Origin of the sequence: Blastococcus sp. MG754426 (assembly GCF_021699055.1) — a bacterium.
In the GTDB taxonomy this organism is placed as follows: domain Bacteria; phylum Actinomycetota; class Actinomycetes; order Mycobacteriales; family Geodermatophilaceae; genus Blastococcus.
This window is the reverse complement of sequence record NZ_SSXC01000042.1, coordinates 1-24,856: the sequence shown is the minus strand read 5'-3', so window position 1 is coordinate 24,856 and position 24,856 is coordinate 1. Positions and strand designations below refer to the sequence as shown.

At 76.3% G+C, this 24,856-nt stretch carries 26 protein-coding genes; 21 read left to right on the top strand and 5 right to left on the bottom strand.

Features of this window, described 5'->3' with window-relative positions:
* The first annotated feature begins 29 nt into the window (after positions 1-29).
* The gene (locus E9549_RS14245; protein WP_236827202.1) at positions 30-1,142 is read left to right on the top strand and encodes a helix-turn-helix domain-containing protein; all 1,113 of its coding nucleotides are present in this window, start codon (positions 30-32) and stop codon (positions 1,140-1,142) included.
* On the opposite strand, the gene E9549_RS14240 is transcribed toward E9549_RS14245, so the two are convergent.
* Entirely contained in the window at positions 1,026-1,874 is an 849-nt protein-coding gene (locus E9549_RS14240; protein WP_236827201.1) for a hypothetical protein, read from the bottom strand. The two genes, E9549_RS14245 and E9549_RS14240, sit on opposite strands and share 117 nt — an antisense overlap.
* Before the next feature lie 76 nt (positions 1,875-1,950).
* On the opposite strand from E9549_RS14240, the gene E9549_RS14235 reads away from it, so the two are divergent.
* Together E9549_RS14235 and E9549_RS14230 are read left to right on the top strand one after the other, a co-directional pair.
* Complete coding sequence (locus E9549_RS14235; protein WP_236827200.1) at positions 1,951-2,895, top strand: hypothetical protein; 945 nt, start codon at positions 1,951-1,953, stop codon at positions 2,893-2,895.
* Positions 2,895-3,680 (top strand): hypothetical protein, encoded by a 786-nt coding sequence (locus tag E9549_RS14230; RefSeq protein ID WP_236827199.1) that lies wholly within the window; start codon positions 2,895-2,897, stop codon positions 3,678-3,680. The genes E9549_RS14235 and E9549_RS14230 overlap by 1 nt, the downstream gene beginning before the upstream one ends.
* A 7-nt stretch (positions 3,681-3,687) precedes the next feature.
* Here the strand turns inward: E9549_RS14230 and E9549_RS14225 are convergent, their stop codons facing one another.
* Positions 3,688-4,254: a type 1 glutamine amidotransferase domain-containing protein gene (locus tag E9549_RS14225; RefSeq protein ID WP_236827198.1), complete on the bottom strand. Its 567-nt coding sequence runs from the start codon at positions 4,252-4,254 to the stop codon at positions 3,688-3,690.
* A gap of 200 nt (positions 4,255-4,454) precedes the next feature.
* Here E9549_RS14225 and proC point away from each other — a divergent pair, with 200 nt between their 5' ends.
* The 5 genes from proC to E9549_RS14200 all read left to right on the top strand — a co-directional run bounded on the left by proC (position 4,455) and on the right by E9549_RS14200 (position 8,456).
* Positions 4,455-5,273, top strand: coding sequence for a pyrroline-5-carboxylate reductase (proC, locus tag E9549_RS14220; protein ID WP_236827197.1), 819 nt, complete (start codon positions 4,455-4,457; stop codon positions 5,271-5,273).
* 511 nt (positions 5,274-5,784) lie between these two features.
* The gene (locus E9549_RS24505; RefSeq protein ID WP_374201438.1) at positions 5,785-6,000 is read left to right on the top strand and encodes a helix-turn-helix domain-containing protein; all 216 of its coding nucleotides are present in this window, start codon (positions 5,785-5,787) and stop codon (positions 5,998-6,000) included.
* 333 nt (positions 6,001-6,333) lie between these two features.
* Positions 6,334-6,432 (top strand): 30S ribosomal protein bS22, encoded by a 99-nt coding sequence (locus E9549_RS14210; protein ID WP_012854759.1) that lies wholly within the window; start codon positions 6,334-6,336, stop codon positions 6,430-6,432.
* 10 nt (positions 6,433-6,442) lie between these two features.
* Positions 6,443-7,549, top strand: coding sequence for an NAD-dependent epimerase/dehydratase family protein (locus tag E9549_RS14205; protein WP_236827195.1), 1,107 nt, complete (start codon positions 6,443-6,445; stop codon positions 7,547-7,549).
* The gene (locus tag E9549_RS14200) at positions 7,542-8,456 is read left to right on the top strand and encodes a lysophospholipid acyltransferase family protein (protein WP_236827194.1); all 915 of its coding nucleotides are present in this window, start codon (positions 7,542-7,544) and stop codon (positions 8,454-8,456) included. Before E9549_RS14205 ends, E9549_RS14200 begins: the two co-directional genes overlap by 8 nt.
* Positions 8,457-8,472: 16 nt before the next feature.
* Here E9549_RS14200 and E9549_RS14195 read toward each other — a convergent pair whose 3' ends face one another.
* The 3 genes from E9549_RS14195 to E9549_RS14185 form a co-directional block, all read right to left on the bottom strand.
* Positions 8,473-9,375 carry an HAD family phosphatase gene (locus E9549_RS14195; protein ID WP_236827193.1) on the bottom strand — a complete coding sequence of 301 codons (903 nt, stop codon included), beginning with the start codon at positions 9,373-9,375 and terminating at the stop codon, positions 8,473-8,475.
* A gap of 110 nt (positions 9,376-9,485) precedes the next feature.
* Positions 9,486-10,628 (bottom strand): DUF5667 domain-containing protein, encoded by a 1,143-nt coding sequence (locus tag E9549_RS14190; protein WP_236827192.1) that lies wholly within the window; start codon positions 10,626-10,628, stop codon positions 9,486-9,488.
* A 112-nt stretch (positions 10,629-10,740) separates the two neighbouring features.
* Positions 10,741-11,475, bottom strand: coding sequence for a sigma-70 family RNA polymerase sigma factor (locus tag E9549_RS14185; protein ID WP_236827191.1), 735 nt, complete (start codon positions 11,473-11,475; stop codon positions 10,741-10,743).
* Positions 11,476-11,676: 201 nt separating this feature from the next.
* Here E9549_RS14185 and E9549_RS14180 point away from each other — a divergent pair, with 201 nt between their 5' ends.
* From E9549_RS14180 to E9549_RS14120, 13 genes are all read left to right on the top strand, one after another.
* The gene (locus tag E9549_RS14180) at positions 11,677-13,269 is read left to right on the top strand and encodes an AMP-binding protein (protein ID WP_236827190.1); all 1,593 of its coding nucleotides are present in this window, start codon (positions 11,677-11,679) and stop codon (positions 13,267-13,269) included.
* Entirely contained in the window at positions 13,262-13,519 is a 258-nt protein-coding gene (locus E9549_RS14175; protein WP_236827189.1) for a glutaredoxin family protein, read from the top strand. The genes E9549_RS14180 and E9549_RS14175 overlap by 8 nt, the downstream gene beginning before the upstream one ends.
* Before the next feature lie 225 nt (positions 13,520-13,744).
* Positions 13,745-14,404 carry a redox-sensing transcriptional repressor Rex gene (locus E9549_RS14170; RefSeq protein ID WP_236827188.1) on the top strand — a complete coding sequence of 220 codons (660 nt, stop codon included), beginning with the start codon at positions 13,745-13,747 and terminating at the stop codon, positions 14,402-14,404.
* Positions 14,401-15,753, top strand: coding sequence for a glutamyl-tRNA reductase (locus E9549_RS14165; protein WP_236827187.1), 1,353 nt, complete (start codon positions 14,401-14,403; stop codon positions 15,751-15,753). Before E9549_RS14170 ends, E9549_RS14165 begins: the two co-directional genes overlap by 4 nt.
* The gene (gene hemC, locus E9549_RS14160) at positions 15,750-16,736 is read left to right on the top strand and encodes a hydroxymethylbilane synthase (protein WP_236827186.1); all 987 of its coding nucleotides are present in this window, start codon (positions 15,750-15,752) and stop codon (positions 16,734-16,736) included. Before E9549_RS14165 ends, hemC begins: the two co-directional genes overlap by 4 nt.
* Positions 16,737-16,827: 91 nt before the next feature.
* Positions 16,828-18,372 (top strand): uroporphyrinogen-III synthase, encoded by a 1,545-nt coding sequence (locus tag E9549_RS14155; RefSeq protein WP_236827185.1) that lies wholly within the window; start codon positions 16,828-16,830, stop codon positions 18,370-18,372.
* The gene (gene hemB / locus E9549_RS14150; RefSeq protein ID WP_236827184.1) at positions 18,369-19,388 is read left to right on the top strand and encodes a porphobilinogen synthase; all 1,020 of its coding nucleotides are present in this window, start codon (positions 18,369-18,371) and stop codon (positions 19,386-19,388) included. Before E9549_RS14155 ends, hemB begins: the two co-directional genes overlap by 4 nt.
* Before the next feature lie 19 nt (positions 19,389-19,407).
* Complete coding sequence (locus E9549_RS14145; protein ID WP_236827183.1) at positions 19,408-19,887, top strand: DUF4175 domain-containing protein; 480 nt, start codon at positions 19,408-19,410, stop codon at positions 19,885-19,887.
* On the top strand, positions 19,884-21,251 hold the full coding sequence (gene hemL, locus E9549_RS14140; RefSeq protein WP_236827182.1) for a glutamate-1-semialdehyde 2,1-aminomutase: 1,368 nt from the start codon (positions 19,884-19,886) through the stop codon (positions 21,249-21,251). The genes E9549_RS14145 and hemL overlap by 4 nt, the downstream gene beginning before the upstream one ends.
* Entirely contained in the window at positions 21,248-21,880 is a 633-nt protein-coding gene (locus tag E9549_RS14135) for a histidine phosphatase family protein (protein ID WP_236827181.1), read from the top strand. Before hemL ends, E9549_RS14135 begins: the two co-directional genes overlap by 4 nt.
* Complete coding sequence (locus tag E9549_RS14130) at positions 21,877-22,449, top strand: TlpA disulfide reductase family protein (RefSeq protein WP_236827180.1); 573 nt, start codon at positions 21,877-21,879, stop codon at positions 22,447-22,449. Before E9549_RS14135 ends, E9549_RS14130 begins: the two co-directional genes overlap by 4 nt.
* A gap of 2 nt (positions 22,450-22,451) precedes the next feature.
* The gene (locus E9549_RS14125; RefSeq protein WP_236827179.1) at positions 22,452-23,282 is read left to right on the top strand and encodes a cytochrome c biogenesis CcdA family protein; all 831 of its coding nucleotides are present in this window, start codon (positions 22,452-22,454) and stop codon (positions 23,280-23,282) included.
* The coding region (locus tag E9549_RS14120; protein ID WP_236827178.1) for a cytochrome c biogenesis protein ResB at positions 23,279-24,856 on the top strand (1,578 nt) is incomplete at its 3' end. The genes E9549_RS14125 and E9549_RS14120, both read left to right, overlap by 4 nt.

Genomic DNA, 24,856 nt, shown 5'->3' with positions numbered 1-24,856 from the left:
ACCGCAGCTTTTCTGCCATCATGCAGGGCATGACCAGCAGCCTGCCCGTCGCGCTCGACACCGGCGCGGCCCCCGTCGTCGTCAGCGCGGTCGTGGCCGACGGTCTCGTCGGCAGCTTCGGGGTCGGCGTCGCGGCCGAGGTGTTCGGCTACGACCGCCGGGCCCTGGGGCTGCCCGCCTTCGACTTCGCGCTGGTCACCGAGCGGCCCGGCGTGCTGCGCACCGACACCGGCATCCCGATCGTCGTGGAGCAGGGCCTCGAGCGGCTCGAGCGCTCCGACATCGTGCTGGTCACGGCCTGGGAGGTGTTCGAGGAGGACCCCTCCTCGGCCCTGCTCGACGCCCTCCGGGCCGCGGCCGCCCGCGGCGCGATCCTGGTGAGCCACTGCACCGGCGCCTTCGTGCTCGCCGCCGCCGGGCTGCTGGACGGCCGGCGGGTGACCACGCACTGGAAGTACGCCGGCGAGCTCGCGACGCGGTTCCCCGCGCTGGACGTCGACCCCTCGGTCCTCTACGTCGACAACGGCCAGGTCATCACCGGGGCCGGCACGGCGGCCGGCGTCGACGCGCTGCTGCACCTGCTGCGCCGGGAGTGGGGTGCGGCCGCGGCCAACGCGCTGGCCCGAGAGATGGTCGTCCCGCCGCACCGCGACGGCGGGCAGGCGCAGTTCATCGACGCGCCGGTCCCGGCCTGCTCCGACGACCTGCTCGGCCTGGTCCTGGAGTGGGCCGGCCGGCACCTCGCCGAGGACCTCTCGGTCGACGTCCTCGCCCGGCGGGCGCTGATGAGCCCGCGCAGCTTCGCCCGGCGCTTCAAGGCCACCACGGGCACCACGCCGCACGCGTGGCTGCTCGCCCAGCGGCTCGCAGCGGCCGAGGAGCTGCTGGAGAACAGCGACGCCCCGGTGGAGGAGATCGCCCGGCTGGTCGGCTTCGGGACGGCGGCCGGGCTGCGCGAGCAGTTCACCCGCCGCCGCGGGGTCTCCCCCCGGGCCTACCGGCAGACCTTCCGGGCCGGTGCGGTGTCACGCCTCGGGGCGGCGCCGGTGCAGCTGGACGGGCACCGGCCCGGCGAGGGCGGGACTGGCCGGGTGGGGGGCGATCAGGCCCTGGTCGAGCCGCAGCTCGGTCAGCCGGCGTAGCTCCTCGTAGGCCGGTCCCCCCAGCAGCGCGACCAGCTCCGCGGCGTAGGTCTCCACCAGCGGCACGGGGGAGACGTGCGCGGTCGGCGAGCCGGTGCACCACCAGTGCAGGTCGTGGCCGCCCGGCCCCCAGCCGCGCCGGTCGAACTCGCCGATCGTCGACACCAGCACCCGGGTGCCGTCGGGCCGGTCCACGTGCTCCTGCTCGCGGCGCACGGGCAGCTGCCAGCACACGTCCGGCTTGGTCGTCAGGGGGTGCAGCCCGGTGCGCAGCGCCATCCGGTGCAGGGCGCACCCCGTGCCGCCGGCGAACCCCGGGCGGTTGAGGAAGACGCAGGCGCCGTCGACCACGCGGGTCCGCAGCGACCGCACGGGCCCGCCGTCGCCCCCGGCCGTGCCCCCCTCCTCCGGGTCCTCGGCGTCGTCCACCTCGGTCCAGGCGCCGCGCCCGGTGGCGGCGAGCTGCCAGTCCTCGTCGGTCAGGTCGGCCACCGCCGCGGTGACCCGGTGCAGGTCGTCCTCGTCGGTGAAGAAGGCGCCGTGGCTGCAGCAGCCGTCGTCCGGCCGCCCCGCCACCACGCCCGCGCAGCCCCGGCCGAACACGCAGGTCCAGGCCGAGGTGAGCCACGTGAGGTCGGCCCGCACGACGTGCTCGGGGTCGGCCGGGTCGGGGAACTCCACCCACTCACGGGCGAAGTCCGGTCCGACCTCGGCGGGGGGCTCGTCGTCCACCGGCCCAGCCTAGGAGGAGCCGCTGCTCCGCTCCGCTCGGCGCGAGCCCCGGGGCGGAGCCAGGCAGAATCGCCCCATGCGGCTGGGTGTGCTGGACGTCGGCTCGAACACGGTGCACCTGCTGGTGGTGGACGCCCACCGCGGTGCGCACCCCACGCCGATGCACGACGACAAGTCGGTGCTGCGGCTCGCGGAGCACGTGGGCAGGGACGACGTGCTCTCCAAGGCGGGGGAGAAGGCGCTGCTCATCGCGGTGCAGCGGGCCTGCGACCAGGCGGAGGCGCAGGGCTGCGACGAGCTGATGGCGCTGGTCACCTCGGCCATCCGGGAGGCGGCCAACGGCCTGGAGGTGCTGGACCGGGTCCGGCAGCGCACCGGCGTCGACCTCACGGTGCTCAGCGGCGAGGACGAGGCGCGGCTGACCTTCCTGGCGGTGCGGCGCTGGTTCGGCTGGAGCGCCGGCCGGCTGCTCGTCCTGGACATCGGCGGCGGCTCGCTGGAACTCGCCGCGGGCATCGACGAGGACCCCGACGTCGCCCTCTCCCTGCCCCTGGGCGCGGGGCGGATGAGCCGGCGCTTCCTGCCGCGGGCGGACGCGGGCGGCCGGCCCGACCTCGCGGCGCTGGAGGCCCTCTCCGCCCATGCCTCCGACCTGCTCGCGCCCGCCGCGGAGAAGATCGCCGCGGCCGGCCCGCCGGACCTGGTCGCCGCGACGAGCAAGACCTTCCGCACGCTGGCCCGCCTCGCCGGCGCCGCGCCGTCCGCGAGCGGGCTGCGGGTCCCGCGCGAGCTCACGGCGACCGGGCTGGGGCAGCTGGTCGGCTTCGTCTCCCGGATCGAGTCGTCGGCCCTGGCGGAGCTGCCCGGCGTGTCCGCCGCGCGGGCGCACCAGGTTCCCGCCGGCGCCGTCGTGGCTGCCGCTACTCTGCGTGCGCTCGACGTACCGTGCGTGCGGATCTGTCCGTGGGCGCTGCGCGAAGGGGTCATCCTCCGCCGGCTGGACTCGTTGGGAGGGGCGTGATGGCCGAACCGGACTGGAACCCGGACACCGGTGGGCGCTCGCTCGCCGAGATCCTGCGCGAGGCCGGCATCGAGTCCGCGGCGCGCACCGCCCGGCGCCGCCGCGCCGACGACGAGGACGACACGGGCATCCGCCAGCGGCGTGCCGATGCGGGCGCGGACCGGGCCGGCTACGGCCGGCGCCGGAGCGACCTGCGGGCTCCCGAGGCCGAGCCCCTGGCCACGCGGGCGGCCCGCCCGGCCGGCCGCGCCGCCGACCCCGCCACCGCCGCGATCCCGGGTCTGCGCCCGGACCGCAAGCCCGGTGTGCCGCACCCCTCCGGCCCGGTGCCCCCGCTGCGTCGTCCCGCCGAGGCGGCGGAGGCGGCCGGCGCGCAGCGCGGGCCCGACCGCCGGTCCGCCCGCGGGGCGACGGCGGCCGGCGCGCCCGCCCGCGACGGCGTGGCGTCCACCGGGCCGATCCCCGTGGTGCGCGGCGAGGACGCCGACCTCGACGCCACCCCGCGCGAGAGCGCCCTGGCCTGGCTCCGGTTCGCCGGCGAGCTGGTCATCGCCCTCGCGGCGGGGGTGGGCATCTACTTCGCCGCCACCGTGCTCTGGGAGCTGATCCCGCACCTGGCGGTCTTCCTGGCCCCGCTGGCCGTCACCGGCCTGGTGGTGGGGGTCAACGCGTGGCGCGAGCGCCAGGGCTCGGAACCGGTGGGGGCCCGCCTGCTCGCGGTCCTGGTGTTCGCCGGCACCCTGCTCACGATCGCCCCGGCGGCCACGCTCCTCGCGACGTCCTGACCCCGGGTCAGGCGTCGGCCGGCTCGGCGTCGCGCGAGGCGGCGAACTCGTCGACGATCGCCGCACCGAAGGCGTCGAGGTCGTCGGGCTTGCGGCTGGTCACGAGGTTCCCGTCGACCACGACCTCCTCGTCCACCCAGTTCGCCCCCGCGTTGCGCAGGTCGGTCTGCAGCGAGGGCCAGGAGGTCATCCGGCGGCCGCGCACCACCCCGGCCTCGATCAGCACCCAGGGGGCGTGGCAGATCGCCGCCACCGGCTTGCCCGCGTCGAAGAACGCCTTCACGAACGCCACCGCGTCGGCGTCGGCGCGCACGAAGTCCCCGTTGATGACGCCGCCGGGCAGGACCAGCGCCGCGTAGTCGTCCGGGTCCGCCGAGCCCAGGTCGGTGTCGACCGTCCGCCGCTCGCCCTTGTCGATGTGGTCGTAGGCGGTGATGGTGCCGGTCGAGAACGACACCAGCTCCGGCTCGGCGCCGGCCTCCTCGAGCGCCTGCCAGGGGCGGTCCAGCTCGACCTGCTCCACTCCGTCGGTGGCCAGCACGGCCACCCTCATCCCGTCCAGTTCTCCTGCCATGGGGCGGCGCTACCCGGGGCCCGGAGCCGGCACACGCCCGAGCACTACGGTTTCGGGCGTACCCGCCCGCCCGCGCCCCGCAGCGCGCCCGACAGCTGGGAGCACGTCATGCCCTGGGGAGAACCGACCGGGGAGCAGCGCCGCCTGCCTGCCGCCGGCCACGCCGTCCGCGCGCAGGTGCCCGCCCTGGGGGTGCGGCGGTGACCGCCACCGGCCGCCGTGGCCTGGCCATCGTCGGCGGCGGGAAGATCGGTGAGGCGCTGCTGTCCGGTCTGGTCCGGCGCGGCGGGGCCGACGGGCTGCTCGTCGTCGAGCGAAGCCCGGAGCGCGCCGCCGAGCTGACCGGGCGCTACGGGGTCCCCGCGGTGGAACTCGGCGAGGCCGCGGCCCGGGCGCGGGTGCTGCTGCTGGCGGTCAAGCCGCAGGACATCGACGCCCTCCTCGGGCTGGTCGCCGAGCACGTCGACGACGGGCACCTCGTCGTCTCCGTCGCCGCGGGCGTGCCCACGGCGCGGATCGAGGCGGCGCTCCCGTCCGGCGTCCCGGTCGTGCGGGTCATGCCGAACACCCCCGCGCTCGTGGACGAGGGCATGAGCGTGCTCTCGGCCGGTGCGCACGCGGGGGAGCAGGACCTCGACGAGGCGGAGGCGCTGCTGGCGGCGGTCGGGCAGGTGCGCCGGGTGCCGGAGACGCAGCAGGACGCCGTCACCGCGCTGTCGGGCAGCGGGCCCGCCTACTTCTTCTACCTGGTCGAGGCGATGGTCGACGCCGGCATCCTGCTGGGGCTGCCGCGCGCGCTGGCCGCGGACCTCATCGTGCAGACGGCCCTGGGCGCCGCGGTGATGATGCGCGACTCGGGGGAGCACCCGGTCCAGCTGCGCGAGGCGGTCTCCAGCCCCGGCGGCACGACGATCGCCGCCATCCGGGAGCTGGAGAAGCACGGCGTCCGGGCCGCGCTGATGGCCGCGATCGAGGCGGCGCACGCGCGCTCCGTCGAGCTGGGCCGCGACAGCTCCTGACGGCGACGCCGACGACGAGGCGGGACGACGGCGCCGGTCGACAAGTCCTGACGTCGACCGGCTCCGACGCGGTGCCGGCGCCTTCCCGTGTCGACACGTCGACGAGCACCCGTCGTGAGCGGGCGAACACGGTAGTGCACCTCCGGGTGAAACGACGTCACCCCGCGTCACCCACTTCTCACCGTGTCGCGAAACGCGCCGGAACGCGTGTGCACCGTGTTGCATAGGTGTAGTTCTGCCTAGGACGGACCGGTCCGCCTGTTCGTTTCACCCATCGCTTCAGTCACGCGCGTCCCCTTACTCTCAGTACCAGCGCGTGCGTGTTCAGTTGCCGGTGGGGAAGCCGGCGCCACGACACGAGCTAGGTACCGGAGACGAAGACATGACCATGCCCCAGCGCCACGCTGCCGCCACCGTCGTCCGCCCGGGGATGCCCGTCCCCCGCCAGATGGGTCGCCCGATGACCGCCGCGGCCGTCGCCCGCCCCGTGCCGGCCCAGCACCCCGCCGCCATGCCGATCGGCCGCCCCGCGGTCCCGGCCCCCCGCGCCGCCGTCACCTTCCTGACCGTGGCCGAGGTCGCCGCCATGATGCGCGTCTCCAAGATGACCGTGTACCGCCTGGTCCACGCGGGCGAGCTCTCCGCCGTCCGCGTCGGTCGCTCGTTCCGCGTGCCGGAGCGCGCCGTCCAGGACTACCTGCGCGACGCCTACACCGACATCGCCTGAGGGACGGGAGCGCGACAGCGCCGTCGCCTCCGAGGACACCCCGCCCCTCGTCCCGGCTCGTCCGGGTCGGCCGGGGCGGGAACGACGGCCGGCTCCACCCGACGGGAGCCGGTGGCTCGCCGCATGATCGCGTCGAGCGCGCCCTGCGGGGTGCGCGGAGGCGTGACGAAACGGCTCGGTGCGACACGGGGTGCGCCAGCCGGCCGCGGTGTCGCCCGGAGGGCGACAGTGTCATCGCCGCGCTGCGGCTCGGGTACGCTCGGTCGCCGGGCGACGGCAGGGCAGGCTCTGCGGCCGCGTTCGAGCTGATCATTTCGAAGTCGGGAGACACACGTGGGTTCGGTCATCAAGAAGCGGCGCAAGCGGATGGCGAAGAAGAAGCACCGCAAGCTGCTGAAGAAGACGCGCGTCCAGCGCCGCAACAAGAAGTGAGCTGAGGCTCGTGCCGCCTGCGGTCGTCCTCGTCACCGGCGTGAGCCGGTGGCTGGGTGGCGCGCTGGCGGCCGAGCTCGCCTCCGATCCGCGCATCGAGCGGGTCATCGGGGTGGACACCGTCCCCCCGTCGCCGGCCGTGCTGCGCCGGCTGGGTCGCACCGAGTTCGTCCGTGCCGACATCCGCAACCCGCTGATCGGCAAGGTCATCGCCGCGGCGTCGGTCGACACCGTGGTGCACATGAACATCAGCTCCACCCCCGCCGGCTCCGGCGGGCGGGTGCCGATGAAGGAGCTCAACGTCATCGGCACGATGCAGCTGCTGGCGGCCTGCCAGCGCGCGTCGTCGGTCCGCCGGTTCGTCCTCAAGTCGACCAGCGCGGTCTACGGCGCCTCGTCGCGTGACCCGGCGGTCTTCACCGAGGCCATGCAGGCGCGCCAGGTGCCCGCCGGCGGCTTCGCCCGCGACAGCGTCGACATCGAGGGCTACGTGCGCTCGTTCGGCCGCCGCCGTCCCGACGTCGACGTGGCCGTGCTCCGGTTCACCAACTTCATCGGCCCCCGCATCGACTCGCTGCTGACCGGCTTCCTGCGCATGCCGCTGGTGCCGACGGCCCTGGGGTACGACGCCCGGGTCCAGCTCCTGCACGAGGACGACGCGCTCGCCGTGCTGACCCGGGCGACCACCGGTGAGTTCGCCGGCACGGTCAACGTGGGCGGCGAGGGCACCCTCCTGCTCTCGCAGGCCATCCGCCGGCTGGGCCGCCTCGAGGTCCCGGTGCCGACGCCCGCCCTGGGCTCGGTCGGCCGGCTGTCCCGCCGGTTCGGCTTCGTCGACTACTCCCCGGAGCAGATGCGCTTCCTCAACTTCGGCCGCGTGGTGGACACGACGGTGCTCCGCCGCGACTTCGGCTACACCCCGCGGTACAGCACCGCGGCGGCGCTGGCCGACTACGCGCGCACCGTGCCGCCCGTCCTGGACCCGGCCGTGGTGCGGGCGGCGGGGGGTGGCCTGCGCGCGCTGCTCGGGCGGATCGGCGACACCGCCTCGGCCGTGGAGCACCGGTTGCGCCCGGCCCCGCCGTCCCCGGCGCTGCGGGCGGTGCGCGATGCCTGAGGCCCGGGTGATCCGGCTGCGCCCCGAGGACGACGAGCCCCGCGTGAGCGCGCCTCCGTCGCCCCCGGGGTGGGAGGAGCAGCTGGCCGGCGCGGTCGAGTTCCTGCAGCGGCGGCTGACCGGTGAGTACGAGACCGACGAGTTCGGGCTCGACCCCGACCTCGCCGACCACGTCCTGCTGCCGGCGCTGCGCCCGCTGTTCCGGTCCTGGTTCCGGGTGGAGACCTCCGGCCTGGAGAACGTGCCCTCGGACAGCGGCGCCCTCGTGGTGGCCAACCACTCCGGCACGCTGCCGATCGACGCGCTCATGACCACCGTGGCGCTGCACGACGAGCACCCGGCCGGCCGCCGGTTCCGCCTGCTCGGCGCCGACCTGGTCTTCGAGCTGCCGGTCGTCGGCGCGCTGGCGCGGAAGTTCGGCGCCACCCTCGCCTGCAACGAGGACGCCGAGCGGCTGCTCACCGGCGGCGAGCTGGTCGGCGTCTTCCCGGAGGGTTTCAAGGGCATCGGCAAGCCGTTCCGCGAGCGCTACACGCTGCAGCGCTTCGGCCGGGGCGGCTTCGTCTCCGCGGCCCTGCGCACCGGGGCGCCGATCATCCCGTGCGCCATCGTGGGCGCCGAGGAGATCTACCCGATGGTCGGCAACGCCCGCACCCTCGCCCGGCTCCTCGGGCTGCCCTACTTCCCGGTCACACCGACCTTCCCGCTGCTGGGTCCCCTCGGCCTGGTGCCGCTGCCCTCGAAGTGGTTGATCGCCTTCGGTGCGCCGATCGAGACGGCGTCCTACGGCCCGGCCGCCGCGGAGGACCCGATGCTGGTGTTCAACCTGACCGACCAGGTGCGCGAGACCATCCAGCACTCGCTGTACCAGCTCCTCCTGCGGCGCCCGGGCGTCTTCGCCCGCTGACGACCTCCGCAGGGGTCTACCAGGGCAGCTTGTTGCGCCGCCGCAGCGCCACCGCGCCCCCGACGAGCCCGCCGGAGAGCGCGGCCGCCGCCACCGTGGGGACGCCGATCTTCGCCGCCTTCCGGCCGGTGCGGAAGTCGCGGATCGTCCAGCCGCGGGCCCGGGCCGCTGCCCGCAGCTCGGTGTCGGGGTTCACGGCGACGGCGGTGCCGGTCAGGGAGAGCATGGGCAGGTCGTTGGCCGAGTCGCTGTAGGCGGTGCACCGGGACAGGTCCAGCCCCTCCCGCTCGGCCAGCGCCAGGACCGCCTCGGCCTTCGCCGGCCCGTGCATGAGCTCCCCGACCAGACGGCCGGTGTACCGCCCGTCGACGATCTCCGAGACGGTGCCCAGCGCCCCGGTCAGGCCCAGCCGCTGGGCGATGATCGATGCCAGCTCCACCGGCGTCGCCGTCACCAGCCACACCCGCTGCCCGGCGTCGAGGTGCTGCTGGGCCAGCGCGCGGGTGCCCGACCAGATGCGGTCGGCCATCAGCTCGTCGTAGATCTCCTCACCGGCCTGCTGGATCTCGGCGACCTCGCGGCCGGCGACGAAGGCCAGGGCGTTCTCGCGGATGGTGAGCATGTCGTCGGCGCTCTCGTTGCCGGCGATGCGGAACTTCGCCTGCTGCCAGACGAACCGGGCGAGGTCCCGGTTGGAGAAGTACTTCCGGGCCGCCAGCCCGCGGGCGAACCAGAACAGCGACGCGCCCATCATCATCGTGTTGTCGACGTCGAAGAACGCCGCGGCGGTGAGGTCGGGCTCGACGGCGGGCGGGCTCGCGACCTCGGCGGCCGCCGCGGAGGCGGCGCCGGCGACGTGGGCGCGGGTCTCCCCGGCGGGCTGCGTGGCGCGGCGACCGCGCACCGACAGTCGCGGCACGACGACCTCCCTCACTCGATCCGGCTCGACGGTCCCGGGGCTGGCCCCGCCGCGGCCCGGGCACCGCTCCGTCGACCCTAGCCGGGGCGTTGCCCCCGGTCAGTTCCCGGTCAGCACTCACCCACGGTGATCAGCGGGGGCAGGCAGACCTCCAGCGGACCGGGCAGCGGGACGGCCACCACCGGCGGGGGCGTGCTGGCGCTCGGCCCGGTGACGGGGCGCTCGGGCTGCGGCAGGTCGGGCACCGGCGGCCGGGGGAGGGTGCGCGGCGTGGGCGTCGGGCTGCCCGTGCGCACGTCCGGCCCGGGCCGCTGCGGTTCGCCGGCCGGCGGACTGCCGGACGCCGGAGGCGCCGCCGGCACCGGCGGTGTGGACGGCCCCGCCGACGGCGGGACGTCGGCGGGGGTGCCGGCGACGGGCGGGACCGTGCCGGGGGGCTCCTCGACGACGGCCACCGGCGTGTCGGCGAGGCAGACCCCGGGGACCGGGCCCAGGGCGTCGTCCCCCACCACGGCCGGCCCGGTCGGGCACCGCAGCGTCCCGCGGAGCTCCTCCACCCGGGTGGCCAGGGTGCCCAGCAGGTCGGTCGAGCGCGCGTACGCGGGGGCTGCGCCGGCCGGCACCTCGCCGGCCAGGGCGGCCAGCCCGCCGGACTGCCCGGCGGTCCAGCGGGACAGCACCTCCAGCGGCGCGGTGTCGACCGACCGGACGGCCTGGGCGGTGAGCCAGCCGGCTGCCTGGGTGGTGTGCTCGTCCATGGTCCGCAGGGTGCGCTCGACCAGCACCGGGTCCCCGGTCCCGACGAGGAGTGCCAGCTCCTCCAGCCGGGTGCCGGCCAGCTCCAGGAGGGTCTGCCCGCGGCTGTCGCCGGCCAGCGCCAGCTGCGTCTGCTCGGTGCCGCGCTTGAGGTCGTAGAGGGGGTCGCCCGGCTGCGCGCCGGCCGCGACGGCGACCAGGGCGGCCAGGCCGGTCACCCCGACCGCCGCGCCGGCGAGCCCGGCGGTGATCCGTCCCCGCCACCGCGACGGGGGCCGGTCCACGGCCCGGGCGGCCAGCAGCCGGTGGCGCAGGGAGCGCGGCGCCGGCTCGGGCGTGCGGACGGCGGCCATCGCCACCAGCCGGGCGCGCGACCGGGACCGGAACTGGGGATCGGGACCGGTGTCGAGCTGGTCGGCGAGGGACTCCAGACGGGCGATGACCGCGGTCCCGGTGTCGGGGCCGGTCGGGGTCGAGCCGTCCTCGGGCCGGATCACCCGCCACCTCCCGTCGTCGCCTCGGCGCACGTCCCGCTCGCGACGGACGCCCGCCGCGACCTGCCCAACGACGGGGCGGGCCCGCCGGTTACGGCCGGTCGCGGCGCGGTGGTCACCGCAGGCCCTCGGGGAGCAGGCTCGCCAGCCGCCGGACCGCCCGGTGCTGGAGCGCCTTGATCGCGCCGTCCTTCTTGCCCATGATCTCGGCAGTCTCGGCGACGGACAGACCGTGCAGGAACCGCAGCACGATGCACTCCTGCTGCTCGCTCCCCAGCTGCCTCACGCAGGCCAGCAGCTGCTCGTTCGTGAGGTGCTGCAGCACGGCGTCCTCGGGGCCGTCGGTGGCCCGGTCGGCGTCCCGCATGTCCGCGGTGCTGACCTCCAGCCGGAAGCGGCTGCTCTTCACCTGGTCGCGGATGATGTTGCGGGCGATCGTCACCAGCCAGGCGCCGACGTCGCGGCCCTGGAACGACAGCGAGTCGATCCGCCGCAGCGCGCGCACGAAGGTCTCGCTGGTGACGTCCTCGGCCGTCGCCCGGTCGCCGACCCGGTGGTAGGCGTACCGGTGCACCAGCGTCACGTAGTGGTCGTAGAGCCGGCCGAACGCCTCGGCGTCACCCGCCTGGGTGCGGCGCACCAGCTCCCACACGTCCACGTCGCCGGCCGCGACGGGGCCGGGGTCGGCGGCCGCGATCTCCGCGAGCTCCGCGACGACCTCGGTCGCCAGCTCCGCGGCGGCGGGCGGCGGGGGCGCGGGCAGGGCCTCGGCGCTGGCCCGGGGGAACGGTGTCGGACGCGGGCGGGAGCCGGCGCCGGCCGACCGCTCGGCGTCCAGGGGGTGCGGCATGCGGGGCGTTCGACCTCCTCCTCGGCCCGCTCTGCCTGGACCGTCCTGGTTTCGCCGGGCGCGCCGGAGGGCGCGCGCGGGCTGCGGCACGGGCCCCATGGTGACAACATCGCCCGTGCCCGTCCACGGCAGCCTGCCCCCGCGCGTCCCCGGGCGCACGGCGGGCCGGGCTGCGCGCCGTCCCGACGACAGGAGCTACCCGTGCCCGAGGCAGGCACCTCGCTGGCCGCGCTGGTCCGCGCCGCCGCGCAGCGCGACCCCGACGCCCCCGCCGTGGTGGCCGGGGGCCGCCGGCTCAGCTGGGCGGAGCTCGACGCGGCCGCGGACCGGGTCGCGGCGGGCTACGCCGGCCGCGGGCTCCGGGCGGGGGACCGGGTCGCCGTCCAGCTGCCCAACGGGGTGGACTGGCTGCGCGCGGTGCTGGGCGGGCTGCGCGTGGGCCTCGTCGTCGTCCCGGTGAACACCGCCTACACCGACCCGGAGCTCGAGCACGTGCTCACCGACTCCGGCGCCTCGCTGCTGGTCGCGCCCGGCACGCGCGACGAGCTGGCCGGGGTGCCGGTCTGCCCCGGTCCGCCGGAGGCGGAGGGGCCGGTGCCCGCGGTGCCCGACGACCCCGCCGCGCTGGCCTTCCTCTGCTACACGAGCGGGACCACCGGCCGGCCGCGGGGCGCGATGCTCACCTCGGGTGCGCTGCGCGCCAACCAGGAGCAGTGCCTGGCCATGACCCCGCCGCCGGTGCGCTCCGACGACCGGGTGCTGCTGGTGCTGCCGCTCTTCCACGTGTACGGCCTCAACGCCGGCTTCGGCCTGGTCGCGGCCACCGGCGCCTGCGCCGTGCTGCAGGAGACCTTCGACCCGCGGGCCTCGCTGGCGCTCATGGCCGAGGAGCGGGTCACCACGGTGCCGGGGGCGCCGCCGATGTACCAGGCCTGGCTCGCCGCGGCCGACGCCGGCAACCGCGCGGACCCCGCCCACCCCGACGCCGAGCTGCGCCGCGCGTTCGCCGCTGTCCGCATCGCCTCCGCCGGTGCCGCGCCGCTGCCCGAGGAGGTGTGGACGGCGATGCGCGAGCGCGCCGGCGTCACGGTCTGGGAGGGCTACGGCCTCACCGAGGCCGCGCCCGTCGTGGCCAGCACCCTCGCCACCGGGCGGGCCAAGCCCGCCTGCATCGGCGGCCCGGTGCCGGGGCTGGAGCTGGTGCTGCGCGACACCGCCGCCGCGGCGCCGCTCCCGGGCGACGACGACGCCGGCACCGAGGGCGCCGAGGACAGCGCCGACGAGGGGCCCGGCGAGATCTGGGTGCGCGGCCCCAACCTGTTCTCCGGCTACTGGCCCGACGGGGCCGACGGGCCGGACGCCGACGGCTGGCTCGGCACCGGTGACCTCGCCTACCGCGACGCCGAGGGCGACCTGCACCTGGTGGACCGGCGCAGCGACCTGGTGCTCGTCAGCGGTTTCAACGTCTACCCGGCCGAGGTGGAGCGCGTCCTGGACCAGCACCCGGCGGTGCTGGAGAGCGCGGTGATCGGCGTCCCCGACGCCCGCACCGGGTCCGCGGTGCGCGCCGTCGTCGCCCTGGCGCCGGGGGAGCGGCTGACGGTGGGGGAGCTGCAGGCCCACGCGGCGGGGTCGCTGGCCCGCTACAAGGTGCCGACGTCGGTGCACTTCCTCCCGTCGCTGCCGCACTCGCTCACCGGCAAGGTCAGCCGTGCCCGGCTGCGCGAGCTGGGGCTCACGGGCACCGCCGATCCTGCGGCGTCGGCGGAGGGCGAGGAGGGCACCGGTGGCTGAGCGGCTGGAGCTGCTGGTGCGCCAGGGCTGCCACCTGTGCCTGACCGCGGCCGAGCAGCTGGCCCCGATCGCCGCGAGCGCCGGCCTGGCGCCGGTGGAGGTCGACGTCGACACCGACCCGGAGCTGCAGGCCGAGTACGGCGACCGGGTGCCGGTGCTGCTGGTCGACGGCCGGGAGCACTCTTACTTCACGCTCGACGTCCCCCGGCTGCGCCGGGACCTCGGCCTGCCGGAGGGCTCGGCGGGCTGACCCCCCGTCCGGGTGGCGGCGCCCCGGTGGTTACGGTGGTGTCCGCCACATCTCTGGGCGGATCGGTCCAGGTCAGCGGCCCGTTGCCGCCCTGGGGACTTTGTTCCTGCGTTCACAAGCGGTTACCGTGGCGGACGCGAGCGCGTCGAGCGCCCGCGTCCCCGATGTCGCAGCCCCGCCCCCGGCGCCCGCCGGGCCCCCGGGTGCGACCGCTGTGGAGAGCCCGTGATCCAGCCGCGGCCCCGGTCGATCCCGGAGGCCACCGTCGCCCGCCTGGCCGTGTACCTGAGGGTGCTGACCAGCTTCGCCGACGGCGGCCGGACGACCGTCTCCTCCGGCGACCTCGCCTCCGCGGCCGGCGTCAACCCCGCCGGGCTGCGCAAGGACCTCTCGCACCTGGGGTCCTGCGGCGTCCGCGGGGTCGGCTACGACGTGCGGGCGCTGCGCGAGCGGATCGCCCGCGTGCTGGGCGCCGAGCGCTCGCGGGCCTGCGTGCTCGTGGGCCTCGGCAACCTCGGTTCGGCGCTCGCCGACTACGCGGGGTTCGGCAGCCGCGGCTTCGAGTTCGTCGGCCTGCTCGACGCCGCCCCGGACCGCATCGGCCAGTGCATCGGCGGGCTGACCGTGCGCGACGTGGCCGACCTGGAGGCGGTCGTGGCGGCCACCGAGGCCTCCATCGGGGTCATCGCGACGCCGGCCGACGTCGCCCAGCAGGTCTGCGACCGGCTCGCCGCGGCCGGGGTGAGGAGCATCTTGAACTTCGCGCCGGTGACCCTGTCGGCCCCGGCGGGCGTCGACGTCCGCCACGTCGACCTCTCCGTGGAGCTGCAGGTGCTCGCCTTCCTGAGCCAGCAGCGGGTGCCCGTGGGGGAGGCGTCGGCATGAGCCTCCTGGCGGTGGGCGTGAGCCACCAGACCGCACCGGTCGCACTGCTGGAGCAGTTCGCGATGGGCGCCGACGACCGGGTCAAGGCGTTGCACGAGCTCGTCGGCAGCGACCACGTCAGCGAGGCGCTGGTGCTGGCCACCTGCAACCGGGTGGAGGTCTTCGCCGAGGTCGAGCGGTTCCACGGCGGCGTCACCGACGTCAGCCGCGTGCTGGCCCGCCAGGCCGGCGCCACGGTCGAGGAGCTCTCCCCGTACGTGACCGTGCACTACGAGGACCAGGCGGTGGCCCACCTGTTCACCGTGGCGGCCGGGCTGGACTCCATGGTGGTCGGGGAGACCCAGGTGCTGGGCCAGCTCCGTGCCGCCTACGCCCTCGCCCGCGAGGAGGGCACGGTCGGTCGCGCCCTGCACCCGGTCGCCCAGCGCGCGCTGCGCGTGGGCAAGCGGGTGCACTCCGAGACCGGCATCGACCGGGCCGGCGCGTCGCTGGTCTCGGTCGCCCTCGACCGGGCCGAGGCCCGCATCGGTGCGCTCGCCGGCCGCCCCGTCCTCGTCGTCGGCGCGGGCTCCATGGGCGCGCTCGCCGCCACCACGCTGGCCCGCCGCGGCGCCGACGTGGTGGTCAGCAGCCGCACCCCGGCGTCGGCCGGGCGGCTGGCCGAGGCGGTCGGGGGCCGCGCCGCGCCGCTGTCGCGCATGGGCGGGGAGATCGCCGCCGCGGACGTGCTGGTCACCTGCACCGGCGCCACCGGGCTGGTCGTGGGCACCGACGTCGTCGCCCCGGCGATGACCGGCCGCCGGGACCGGCCGCTGGTGGTCATCGACCTCGCGCTGCCCCGCGACGTGGACCCCGGCGTCGCCGCCCTGCCCGGCGTGCACGTCGTCGACCTGGCCCTCCTCCAGGGCGAGCGGCACGACGGCCTTGCCACCGCCGGCCCGGTGGCGGCCGACGACATCAGCGCCGCCCGCGCGATGATCGAGGCGGAGGCGGCGCTGCTGCGCGCCGAGCGGCAGGCCGCCGAGGTGGGGCCCACCGTCTCCGCGCTGCGCAGCCAGGCGGCCGAGGTGGTCGACGCCGAGCTGCTGCGGCTCGCCGGCCGGCTGCCCGACCTGGACGCGCGCGCCCGCGCCGAGATCTCCCGCACGGTCCGCCGCGTCGTCGACAAGCTGCTGCACGAGCCCACCGTGCGGGTCAAGGAACTGGCCGCCACGCCGGGTGGAACCGACTACGCGGGCGCGCTGCGGGCACTGTTCGGGCTGGGCATCGACGCCGACGTCACCCCCGGTGCCGGTCGGCTGGCCGACGCCGTCACCGTCGACCCCGACCGCCCGGGAGGCCCGGCATGACCGCCACCGACGTGCAGGTCACCGCGACCGCGGCGGCGGGCGCCGCGACCCCGCTGCGGCTGGGCACCCGGGCCAGCGTGCTCGCGCAGACCCAGTCCCGCGCGGTCGCCGACGCCCTGACCGCGGCCACCGGCGTGCCGGTCGAGCTGGTGCTGATCAGCACCGAGGGCGACCGGTCCTCGGCGGCGATCGCCCAGCTGGGCGGCACCGGCGTGTTCGTGACGGCGATCCGCCGCGCCCTGCTGGACGGCGAGGTGGACCTCGCCGTGCACAGCTACAAGGACCTGCCCACCGCGCCCGAGCCGGGGCTCGCCCTCGCCGCCGTGCCCGTGCGGGAGGACCCGCGCGACGCCCTGGTGGCCCGTGACGGGCTGACCCTCGGCGAGCTCCCGCCCGGTTCGCGGATCGGCACCGGCGCCCCGCGGCGCGTGGCCCAGCTGCGCGCCCTCGGCCTCGGCCTGGAGGTCGTGCCCATCCGCGGCAACGTCGACAGCCGGCTCGCCCGGGTGGCCGGTTCGCCCGGCGGCCCCGGTGACCTGGACGCCGTCGTCCTGGCCCGGGCCGGACTGAGCCGGATCGGCCGCACCGACCGGATCACCGAGACCCTCGACCCGCTGCAGGTGCTCCCCGCCCCGGCCCAGGGGGCCCTGGCCGTGGAGTGCCGGACCAGCGACGCCCGCACCCGCGAGCTCCTGGGCCGGCTCGAGGACGCCGCCACGCGCGCCTGCGTGGTGGCCGAGCGCGCCACCCTGGCCGCGCTCGAGGCCGGGTGCAGCGCCCCGGTCGCCGCCTACGCCGAGGTCGCCGAGGGGGAGACCGGCCCCGAGCTGTTCCTCCGGGCCTCGGTGACCGCCATCGACGGCAGCGACTCCGTCCGCGGCTCGGCCACCGGCGCGCCGGCCGACGCCGCGGCGCTCGGCCGGGGCCTCGCCGCGGAGCTGCTCGACCGGGGCGCCGCCGCGCTGATGGCGGCCGGCGAGTGACCCCCCACCCCACCCAGACCCCAGAAGACGCCCGAGCGACTCGGGCCATACCAGACGCCCGACCTCGTCGGGCCAGGATCAGGAGCACGCCATGACGCGCTTCCGCAAGACCGCGGGCCAGTCCGGCCGGGTCGTGTTCGTCGGCGCCGGCCCGGGTGACCCGGGCATGCTCACCGCCCGCGCGAGCGCCGCGCTGGCCGAGGCGGCGGTGGTGCTCGTCGACCCCGACGTCGCCTCCGCCGTCCAGGACGCCGTCCGCGAGGCCAACCCGGAGGCCGAGCTCACGCCGGTGTCCGGCGAGCCCGCGGAGGTGGCCAAGGGCGCCGTGGCGGCCGCGAAGAACGGCGCCGTCGTCGTCCGGCTCGTCACCGGTGACCCCTACACCTCCGACGACGTGGTCAAGGAGGTGCTCGCCGTCGGCCGCACCTCGGTGCCCTTCGACGTGGTGCCGGGGGTCGCCACCGCCACCGCCGTCCCCGCCTTCGCGGGCGTCGCGCTGGGCAGCACCGCGGTGACCGCGGACCTGCGCACCGACGTGGACCTGCCCGCGCTGGCCGGCGCCGCTGCCGGTACGGGGGGCACGCTGGTGCTCCAGGGCACCGCCGACCAGCTCCCCGACGCCGCCGTGCGCCTGGTGGAGGGCGGCCTGGCCGGCAGCACCCCGGTGGTCGTCACCACCGGCGGCTCGGGCACCGGCCAGAAGAGCCTGGTGACCAAGCTGGCCGCCGTGGCGGAGAAGACCGCCGGGCTCGACCCGCTCAGCGGGCCGGTGGTGGCCACCGTCGGCGCCGCCGTCGACAAGCGCGCCCGGCTCTCCTGGTGGGAGAGCCGCCCGCTGTTCGGCTGGCGGGTGCTCGTGCCGCGCACCAAGGACCAGGCCGGGGAGATGAGCGACCGGCTGCGCGCCTACGGGGCGGTGCCGGTGGAGGTGCCGACGATCGCCGTGGAGCCGCCGCGCAGCCCCGCGCAGATGGACCGCGCCATCAAGGGCCTGGTCACCGGCCGCTACGGCTGGATCGTCTTCACCTCGGTGAACGCGGTGAAGGCCGTGCGGGAGAAGTTCGTCGAGCTGGGCCTGGACGCCCGCGCCTTCGCCGGCGTGAAGGTCGCCTGCGTCGGCGAGCAGACCGCCGACGCGGTCCGGGAGTTCGGCATCCAGCCGGAGCTGGTGCCCACCGGGGAGCAGTCCAGCCAGGGCCTGCTCGCCGACTTCCCCGAGTACGACGACGTGCTCGACCCGATCGAGCGGGTGCTGCTGCCCCGCGCCGACATCGCCACCGAGACCCTCGCGGCCGGGCTGGTCGAGCGCGGCTGGGAGATCGACGACGTCACCGCCTACCGGACCGTGCGGGCCGCCCCGCCGCCGGCCGCGGTGCGCGAGGCGATCAAGGGCGGCGGCTTCGACGCCGTCTGCTTCACCTCGTCCAGCACCGTCCGCAACCTCGTCGGCATCGCGGGCAAGCCGCACGCCAAGACCGTCGTCGCGGTGATCGGCCCGGCGACGGCGGCCAGCGCGCAGGAGTTCGGCCTGCGGGTCGACGTGCAGCCCGAGACGGCCGCCGTCGGGCCGCTGGTGGACGCGCTCGCCGAGCACGCCCTGTCGCTGCGCGAGGCGGAGGACGGCGAGGGCAGGTGACGGGCGCGGGCGGCGGGGCGGGACGGCTGCAGGGAGCCAGCCCGGGCTTCGCGCGCGGGCGCCGGCTGCGGTCGACGCCCGCGCTGCGGCGGCTGACCGCGCAGACCCGGGTGGCCCCGGCCGACCTGGTGCTGCCGGTCTTCGTCAAGGAGGGCATCGACGAGCCGGTCGCGATCGGCTCGATGCCTGGCGTCGTCCAGCACACCCACGACTCGCTGCGGAAGGCCGCGCACGAGGCGGCCGAGGCCGGCATCGGCGGGCTCATGCTCTTCGGCATCCCGTCGGGCAAGGACCCCGTCGGCTCGCAGGCCGACGCCGCCGACGGCGTGGTCAACGTGGCGCTGCAGCACCTGCGGGCGGACCTCGGCGACGAGCTGGTGCTGATGGCGGACCTCTGCCTGTGCGAGTACACCGACCACGGGCACTGCGGTGTGGTCACGCCCGCGGGCGTGGTCGACAACGACCCGACGCTGGACCGGTACGCCGCGGTGGCGATCGCGCAGGCGCAGGCCGGCGCCCACCTCGTCGCGCCGAGCGGGATGATGGACGGCCAGGTGGCGGCGATCCGCGCCGGGCTGGACAGCGCGGCGTTCACCGAGGTGCCGATCCTGGCCTACGCGGCCAAGTACGCCTCCGGCTTCTACGGGCCGTTCCGCGAGGCGGCCGAGGGCGCGCCGCAGTTCGGCGACCGGTCGACCTACCAGATGGACCCGCCGAACGCCGACGAGGCGCTGCGCGAGGTGGCGCAGGACCTCGCCGAGGGCGCCGACGCGGTCATGGTGAAGCCGGCGCTGCCCTACCTGGACATCGTGGCGCGGGTCGCCGGGGCGGTGGAGGTGCCGGTGAGCGCCTACCAGGTCAGCGGCGAGTACGCGATGGTCGAGGCGGCCGCCGCCAACGGCTGGGTGGACCGCGAGCGGGCGATCCTCGAGACGCTGGTCGCCATCCGCCGTGCGGGCGCCGGTCAGGTGCTCACCTACTGGGCCGTCGAGGCAGCGCGGCTGCTGGCCCGCTGAGCCCGGGGTGGGCGGGGACATGACGTACGTCGAGCCCGGGGGCTCCTGGCGGCCGTTCTGGCTGGTCGCCGGGGTCCTCGGGCTCTTCGCCGTCTGGGACCTGCTGCTGCCCGGTCCCGACGTCCCCCCGCTGGTCTGGGTGCTCACGCTGGTCGCGGTGCCGGGCGTGGTCGCGATCGGCTGCCTCTCGGCCCGCCGGGTGTGGACCGTGCGGGTGGACGCCGACGGCCTGGCGGTGGGCCGCGAGCGGGTGCCGCTGGGCGACGTCGACGCGAGCGCGCTGCGCGGTGCCGACGCCGGGGTGGACGCCGGCGCCCCCGTCCTCGGCGGGGGCTGGTCGCTGCCGCGCGGCCGCACGGGGCTGCCGCTGCGGCTGGCCGGCGGCCGGACGGTGCTGGTCCCGACGCGGGACCCGGCGGCGCTGCGGGCCGCCCTGCTCGGGGGTGTGCGCGATGCCTCCGACCGCTCGCCCGACGCAGAGGGGACACTGGGGACGTGACCTCGTTGGACAGCCCGCCCTACACCTACGAGGCCCCCGTCTCGGCCGGCCTCTTCGCCCGCGGTCAGGCGATCACCCCGGGCGGCGTGAACAGCCCGGTGCGGGCCTTCCGCGCCGTGGGCGGCACGCCGCGCTTCATGGCCGAGGGCTCGGGTCCCTGGCTCACCGACGCCGACGGGCGGCGCTACGTCGACCTGGTCAGCTCCTGGGGGCCGATGATCCTGGGTCACGCGCACCCCGCGGTCGTCGAGGCGGTGACCGCGGCCGCCCGCCGCGGGCTCTCCTTCGGCGCCCCCACCGAGGGCGAGCTCGAGCTCGCCGAGGAGATCCGCAGCCGGGTGGCCCCGGTGGAACGGGTCCGGCTGGTCAACTCGGGCACCGAGGCGGTGCTCTCGGCCGTGCGCCTGGCCCGCGGCGTGACCGGCCGGCCGCTGCTGGTCAAGTTCGCCGGCAACTACCACGGGCACGTCGACGCGCTGCTGGCCTCGGCCGGGTCGGGCGTGGCCACGCTCGGGCTGCCCGACACCCCCGGGGTGACGACCGGCGCCGCCGCCGACACGGTCGTGCTGCCGTACAACGACGTCGCCGCCGTCGAGGCGGTCTTCGCCGAGCGGGGGTCGCAGATCGCCGCGGTCGTCAGCGAGGCCGCGCCCGGCAACATGGGCGTCGTGCCCCCGCTGGACGGGTTCAACGCCGAGCTGCGGCGGATCACCGCCGCGCACGGGGCGCTGCTGGTGCTCGACGAGGTCATGACCGGCTTCCGCGTCTCGCGGTCGGGCTGGTACGGCCTGGACCCGGTCGACGCCGACCTGTTCACCTTCGGCAAGGTCATGGGCGGCGGGCTGCCGGCCGCGGCGTTCGGCGGCCGGGCCGACCTCATGGACCACCTCGCGCCCAGCGGGCCGGTCTACCAGGCGGGGACCCTCTCGGGGAACCCGGTGGCGGTCGCGGCGGGGCTGGCCACGCTGCGCAACTGCACCGACGAGGTCTACGCGCGCTGCGACGAGGTCTCCGCGGTGCTGCGCGGCGCCGCCAGCGCGGCGCTGTTCGCCGCCGGGGTGCCGCACCGGGTGCAGCAGGCCGGCAGCATGTTCTCGGTCTTCTTCGTGCCCGACGAGCGGCAGGTGCGCGACTACGACGACGCCCGCACGCAGGACGTCTCCCGCTACACCGCGTTCTTCCACGCGCTGCTGGCGCGCGGGGTCTACCTCCCGCCGTCGGCGTTCGAGGCGTGGTTCGTCAACGCCCAGCTCGACGGCGAGGCGCTGGACCGCGTGCTCGAGGCGCTGCCCGCCGCGGCCCGCGCCGCCGCCGAGGTCGACACCCACCGCACCGGCGCGGTCGACAGCGAGCGCTCCTCGTGACCACCACCGTCGTCCACCTCCTCCGGCACGGCGAGGTGCACAACCCCGCCGGCGTGCTCTACGGCCGGCTGCCCGGGTACCGGCTGTCCGCCGCCGGCGAGGCCATGGCGGTCGCGGCCGCGGAGTGGTTCCGCGGGCGGGACGTCGTCCACCTGGTGTCCAGCCCGCTGGAGCGGGCCCGGCAGACCATCCGCCCGCTGGCCGAGGCCACCGGGCTGGAGGTCGCCGTCGACGAGCGGATCATCGAGGCGGGCAACGCCTTCGAGGGCACGGTCGTGGGCCGCGGGGGCGGCGTCTTCCGGGCCCCCCGCAACTGGTGGAAGCTGCGCAACCCCATCGCGCCCTCCTGGGGCGAGCCCTACGTCGAGATCGCCGCGCGGATGATCGCCGCGGTCGAGGCCGCCCGGGACGCCGCGCGGGGCCACGAGGCGGTGCTGGTCAGCCACCAGCTGCCCATCTGGACCACCCGGCTGCACGTCGAGGGGCGCCGCTTCGCCCACGACCCGCGCCGCCGCCAGTGCTCGCTGGCCAGCGTCACCTCGCTCACCTACGAGGACGACCGCTTCGTCGGCGTCACCTACGCCGAGCCGGCCGGCGCCACCGACCCCGACGCGGTGCCGGGCGCATGAGGCGGGTGCTCACGGCCGTCCTCGCGGCGGCGCTGCTCACCGGGTGCAGCACGGGTTCGGACGCCGTCGACGTCAACAACGGCGGGGAGTTCCGCTTCGTGGCCGGTACCCCGGCCGGCGAGGTGATCCCGCCCGCCGAGCGGCAGGCCGCCCCGCGGTTCACCGGCGAGCTGCTCGACGGCGGCTCGTTCGACTCGGCCACGCTGGACGGCGAGATCGCGGTCATCAACTTCTGGGGTTCCTGGTGCCCGCCCTGCCGGGTGGAGACGCCGGAGTTCGAGGAGGTCTACGGCGAGGTGGGGGCCGAGGGCGTGGAGTTCCTCGGGATCAACGTCAAGGACGACCGGCAGCTCGCGCAGGCCTTCCTGGACGGCGGGGAGATCACCTTCCCGTCGCTGTTCGACCCGCGCGGCGAGGTCGCCCTCGCCTTCCGGGACTACCCCGCCAACGCCATCCCGTCCACCATCGTGCTGGACCGGGAGGGCCGGGTGGCCGCGGTGTACACCGCCGCCGTGCAGCAGGACGACCTGCGGACGGTGCTGGACCAGGTGCTGGCGGAGGGGATCTGACCGTGGGCGAGACCTTCGCCGGCCTGGTCGCCGACGGGCCGCTGCTCGTGGCGGCCGGCGTCGCCGCGCTCGTGGGGCTGATCAGCTTCGCCTCCCCGTGCGTGCTGCCGCTGGTCCCCGGCTACCTGTCCTACGTCACCGGCCTGGTCGGCAGCGGTGCCCGCACGGCCGCACCCGCGCCCACCGCCACACCCGCCGGCGGCGGGACGGCGACGGCGGTGCGCGCGCCGGTGGACGAGCGCGCGCCGCGGGGCCGCATGGTGCTCGGCGCGCTCCTGTTCGTGCTCGGCTTCACCCTCGTCTTCGTGGCCTTCGGCGCCGCGTTCGGCGGCCTGGGCCGGCTCCTGGTGGAGCACGCCGACACCCTCAACCGGGTCTTCGGCGCGATCACCGTCGTCGTCGGGCTGGGCTTCCTGGGCTGGCTGCCGCTGCTGCAGCGCACCAAGCGCCTCACCGCCCGCCCGGTCGCCGGGCTGGCGGGCGCCCCGCTGCTCGGCATCGTCTTCGGGCTGGGCTGGACGCCGTGCCTGGGGCCGACGCTCGGCGCGGTGTACTCGCTGGCGGTCTCCGAGGCGACCGCCGGCCGCGGCGCGCTGCTCGGCGTCGCGTACTGCCTGGGGCTGGGCGTGCCCTTCCTGCTGGTCGCGCTCGGCGCCCGCTGGGCGGTCGGCGCCACCTCGTTCCTGCGCCGGCACGCCCGCGCGGTCACCCGCTTCGGCGGCGCCGTGCTGGTGCTGATCGGGCTGCTGCTGCTCACCGGCGCGTGGACCGAGATGATGGGCTGGCTGCGCGCGTGGCTGGCCGCCACCGGCCTCGGGGAGTCGGCGCTGTGAGCGTCGAGGCACCCTCGCGCCCGGCCGCGCCCGCCCCGCCGCCGGGGCCCTCCGCGGGCCGGCGGTTCGGCGGGCTGCTGCTGCGCTGGTGGCGGCGGCTGACCGCCATGCGGACGGCGATCGTGCTGCTGTTCCTGCTGGCGCTGGCGGCCGTGCCGGGCTCGCTGCTGCCGCAGCGCTCGCTGTCGCAGAACAACGTCAACCAGTACTTCGCCGACCACCCCGAACTCGCCCCGGTGCTCGACCGGCTGTACCTGTTCGACGTCTTCAGCTCGCCGTGGTTCGCGGCGGTCTACCTGCTGCTGTTCGTCTCGCTGATCGGCTGCGTCGTGCCGCGCGCCGCCGAGCACGCCCGCGCGCTGCGCACCCCGCCGCCGCCGGCCCCGCGCAACCTGCTCCGGCTCCCCGACGCCGGCCGCCTCGCCACCCCCTCCGACCCCGGCGCCGCGCTCGACGTCGTCGAGGAGGAGCTCCGGGTGCGCCGCTTCCGCGTCGTCCGCCGCGAGGGGGCGCGCGGCCCGGAGCTCTCCGCGGAGAAGGGCTACCTCAAGGAGACCGGCAACCTGGTCTTCCACCTCTCCCTGCTCGCCCTCCTGCTCGGCCTCGCCGGCGGGAAGCTGTGGGGCTACGAGGGCAGCATCCTGGTCACCGAGGGGCAGGGCTTCTGCAACTCGTTCCAGCAGTACGACACCTACTCCGCGGGCCCGCTGGTGGACAGCGGCGACCTCAACGCCCTCTGCGTCGACCTCGACCAGTTCACCGCCGAGTACGAGGAGAACCTCACGGCGGCCTCGTTCACCGCCGACATCCGCTACGGCGCCCCGGCCGGCGAGGAGCGCTCCCGCACCATCGGCGTGAACGACCCGCTGCGCCTCGACGGCGACCGCGTCTACGTCACCGGCCACGGCTTCAGCCCGTCGTTCACCGTCACCGTCCCGGACGGGACCACCTTCACCGACCTGACCGTGCCCTTCCTGCCCACCGACCAGGGGACGATGGCCAGCGAGGGCGCGCTCAAGCTGCCCGACGTCCCGGGGCAGGAGGAGCAGCTGGCGCTGGAGGGCTTCCTCGCCCCGACGGGTCTGGTGCAGGGCGGTGTGCTCACGTCGATCGACCCGCGGCCCCTGGCCCCGCAGGTGGCGCTGATCGCCTACTCCGGCTACCTCGGCCTGGACTCGGGGCTGCCGCAGTCGGTGTACTCCATCGACCAGAGCCAGATCGAGCGCGGCCGGCTCACCGAGGTCGGCTCGGCGAACCTCTCGGTGGGGGAGTCGTTCGACCTGCCCGACGGCACCCGCATCACCTTCAGCGGGGTCAAGGAGTTCGCCGCCCTGCAGTACTCGCACGACCCCGGGCAGCTCTGGGTGCTGGGCGCCTCGATCGTCCTCCTGGGCGGGCTGCTCGGCATGCTGCTGCTCCGCCGCGAGCGCGTCTTCGCCCGGGCCGAGCCCGCCGGCGACGGCGACGGTACCGTGCTCACGCTGGCGTCGCTGACGCGCGGCGGTGGTGAGGGCGGCTCGCGCTTCGAGGCCCTGTCCGACGACCTGCGGGACGCGCTGGCCGCGGCCCCGCCC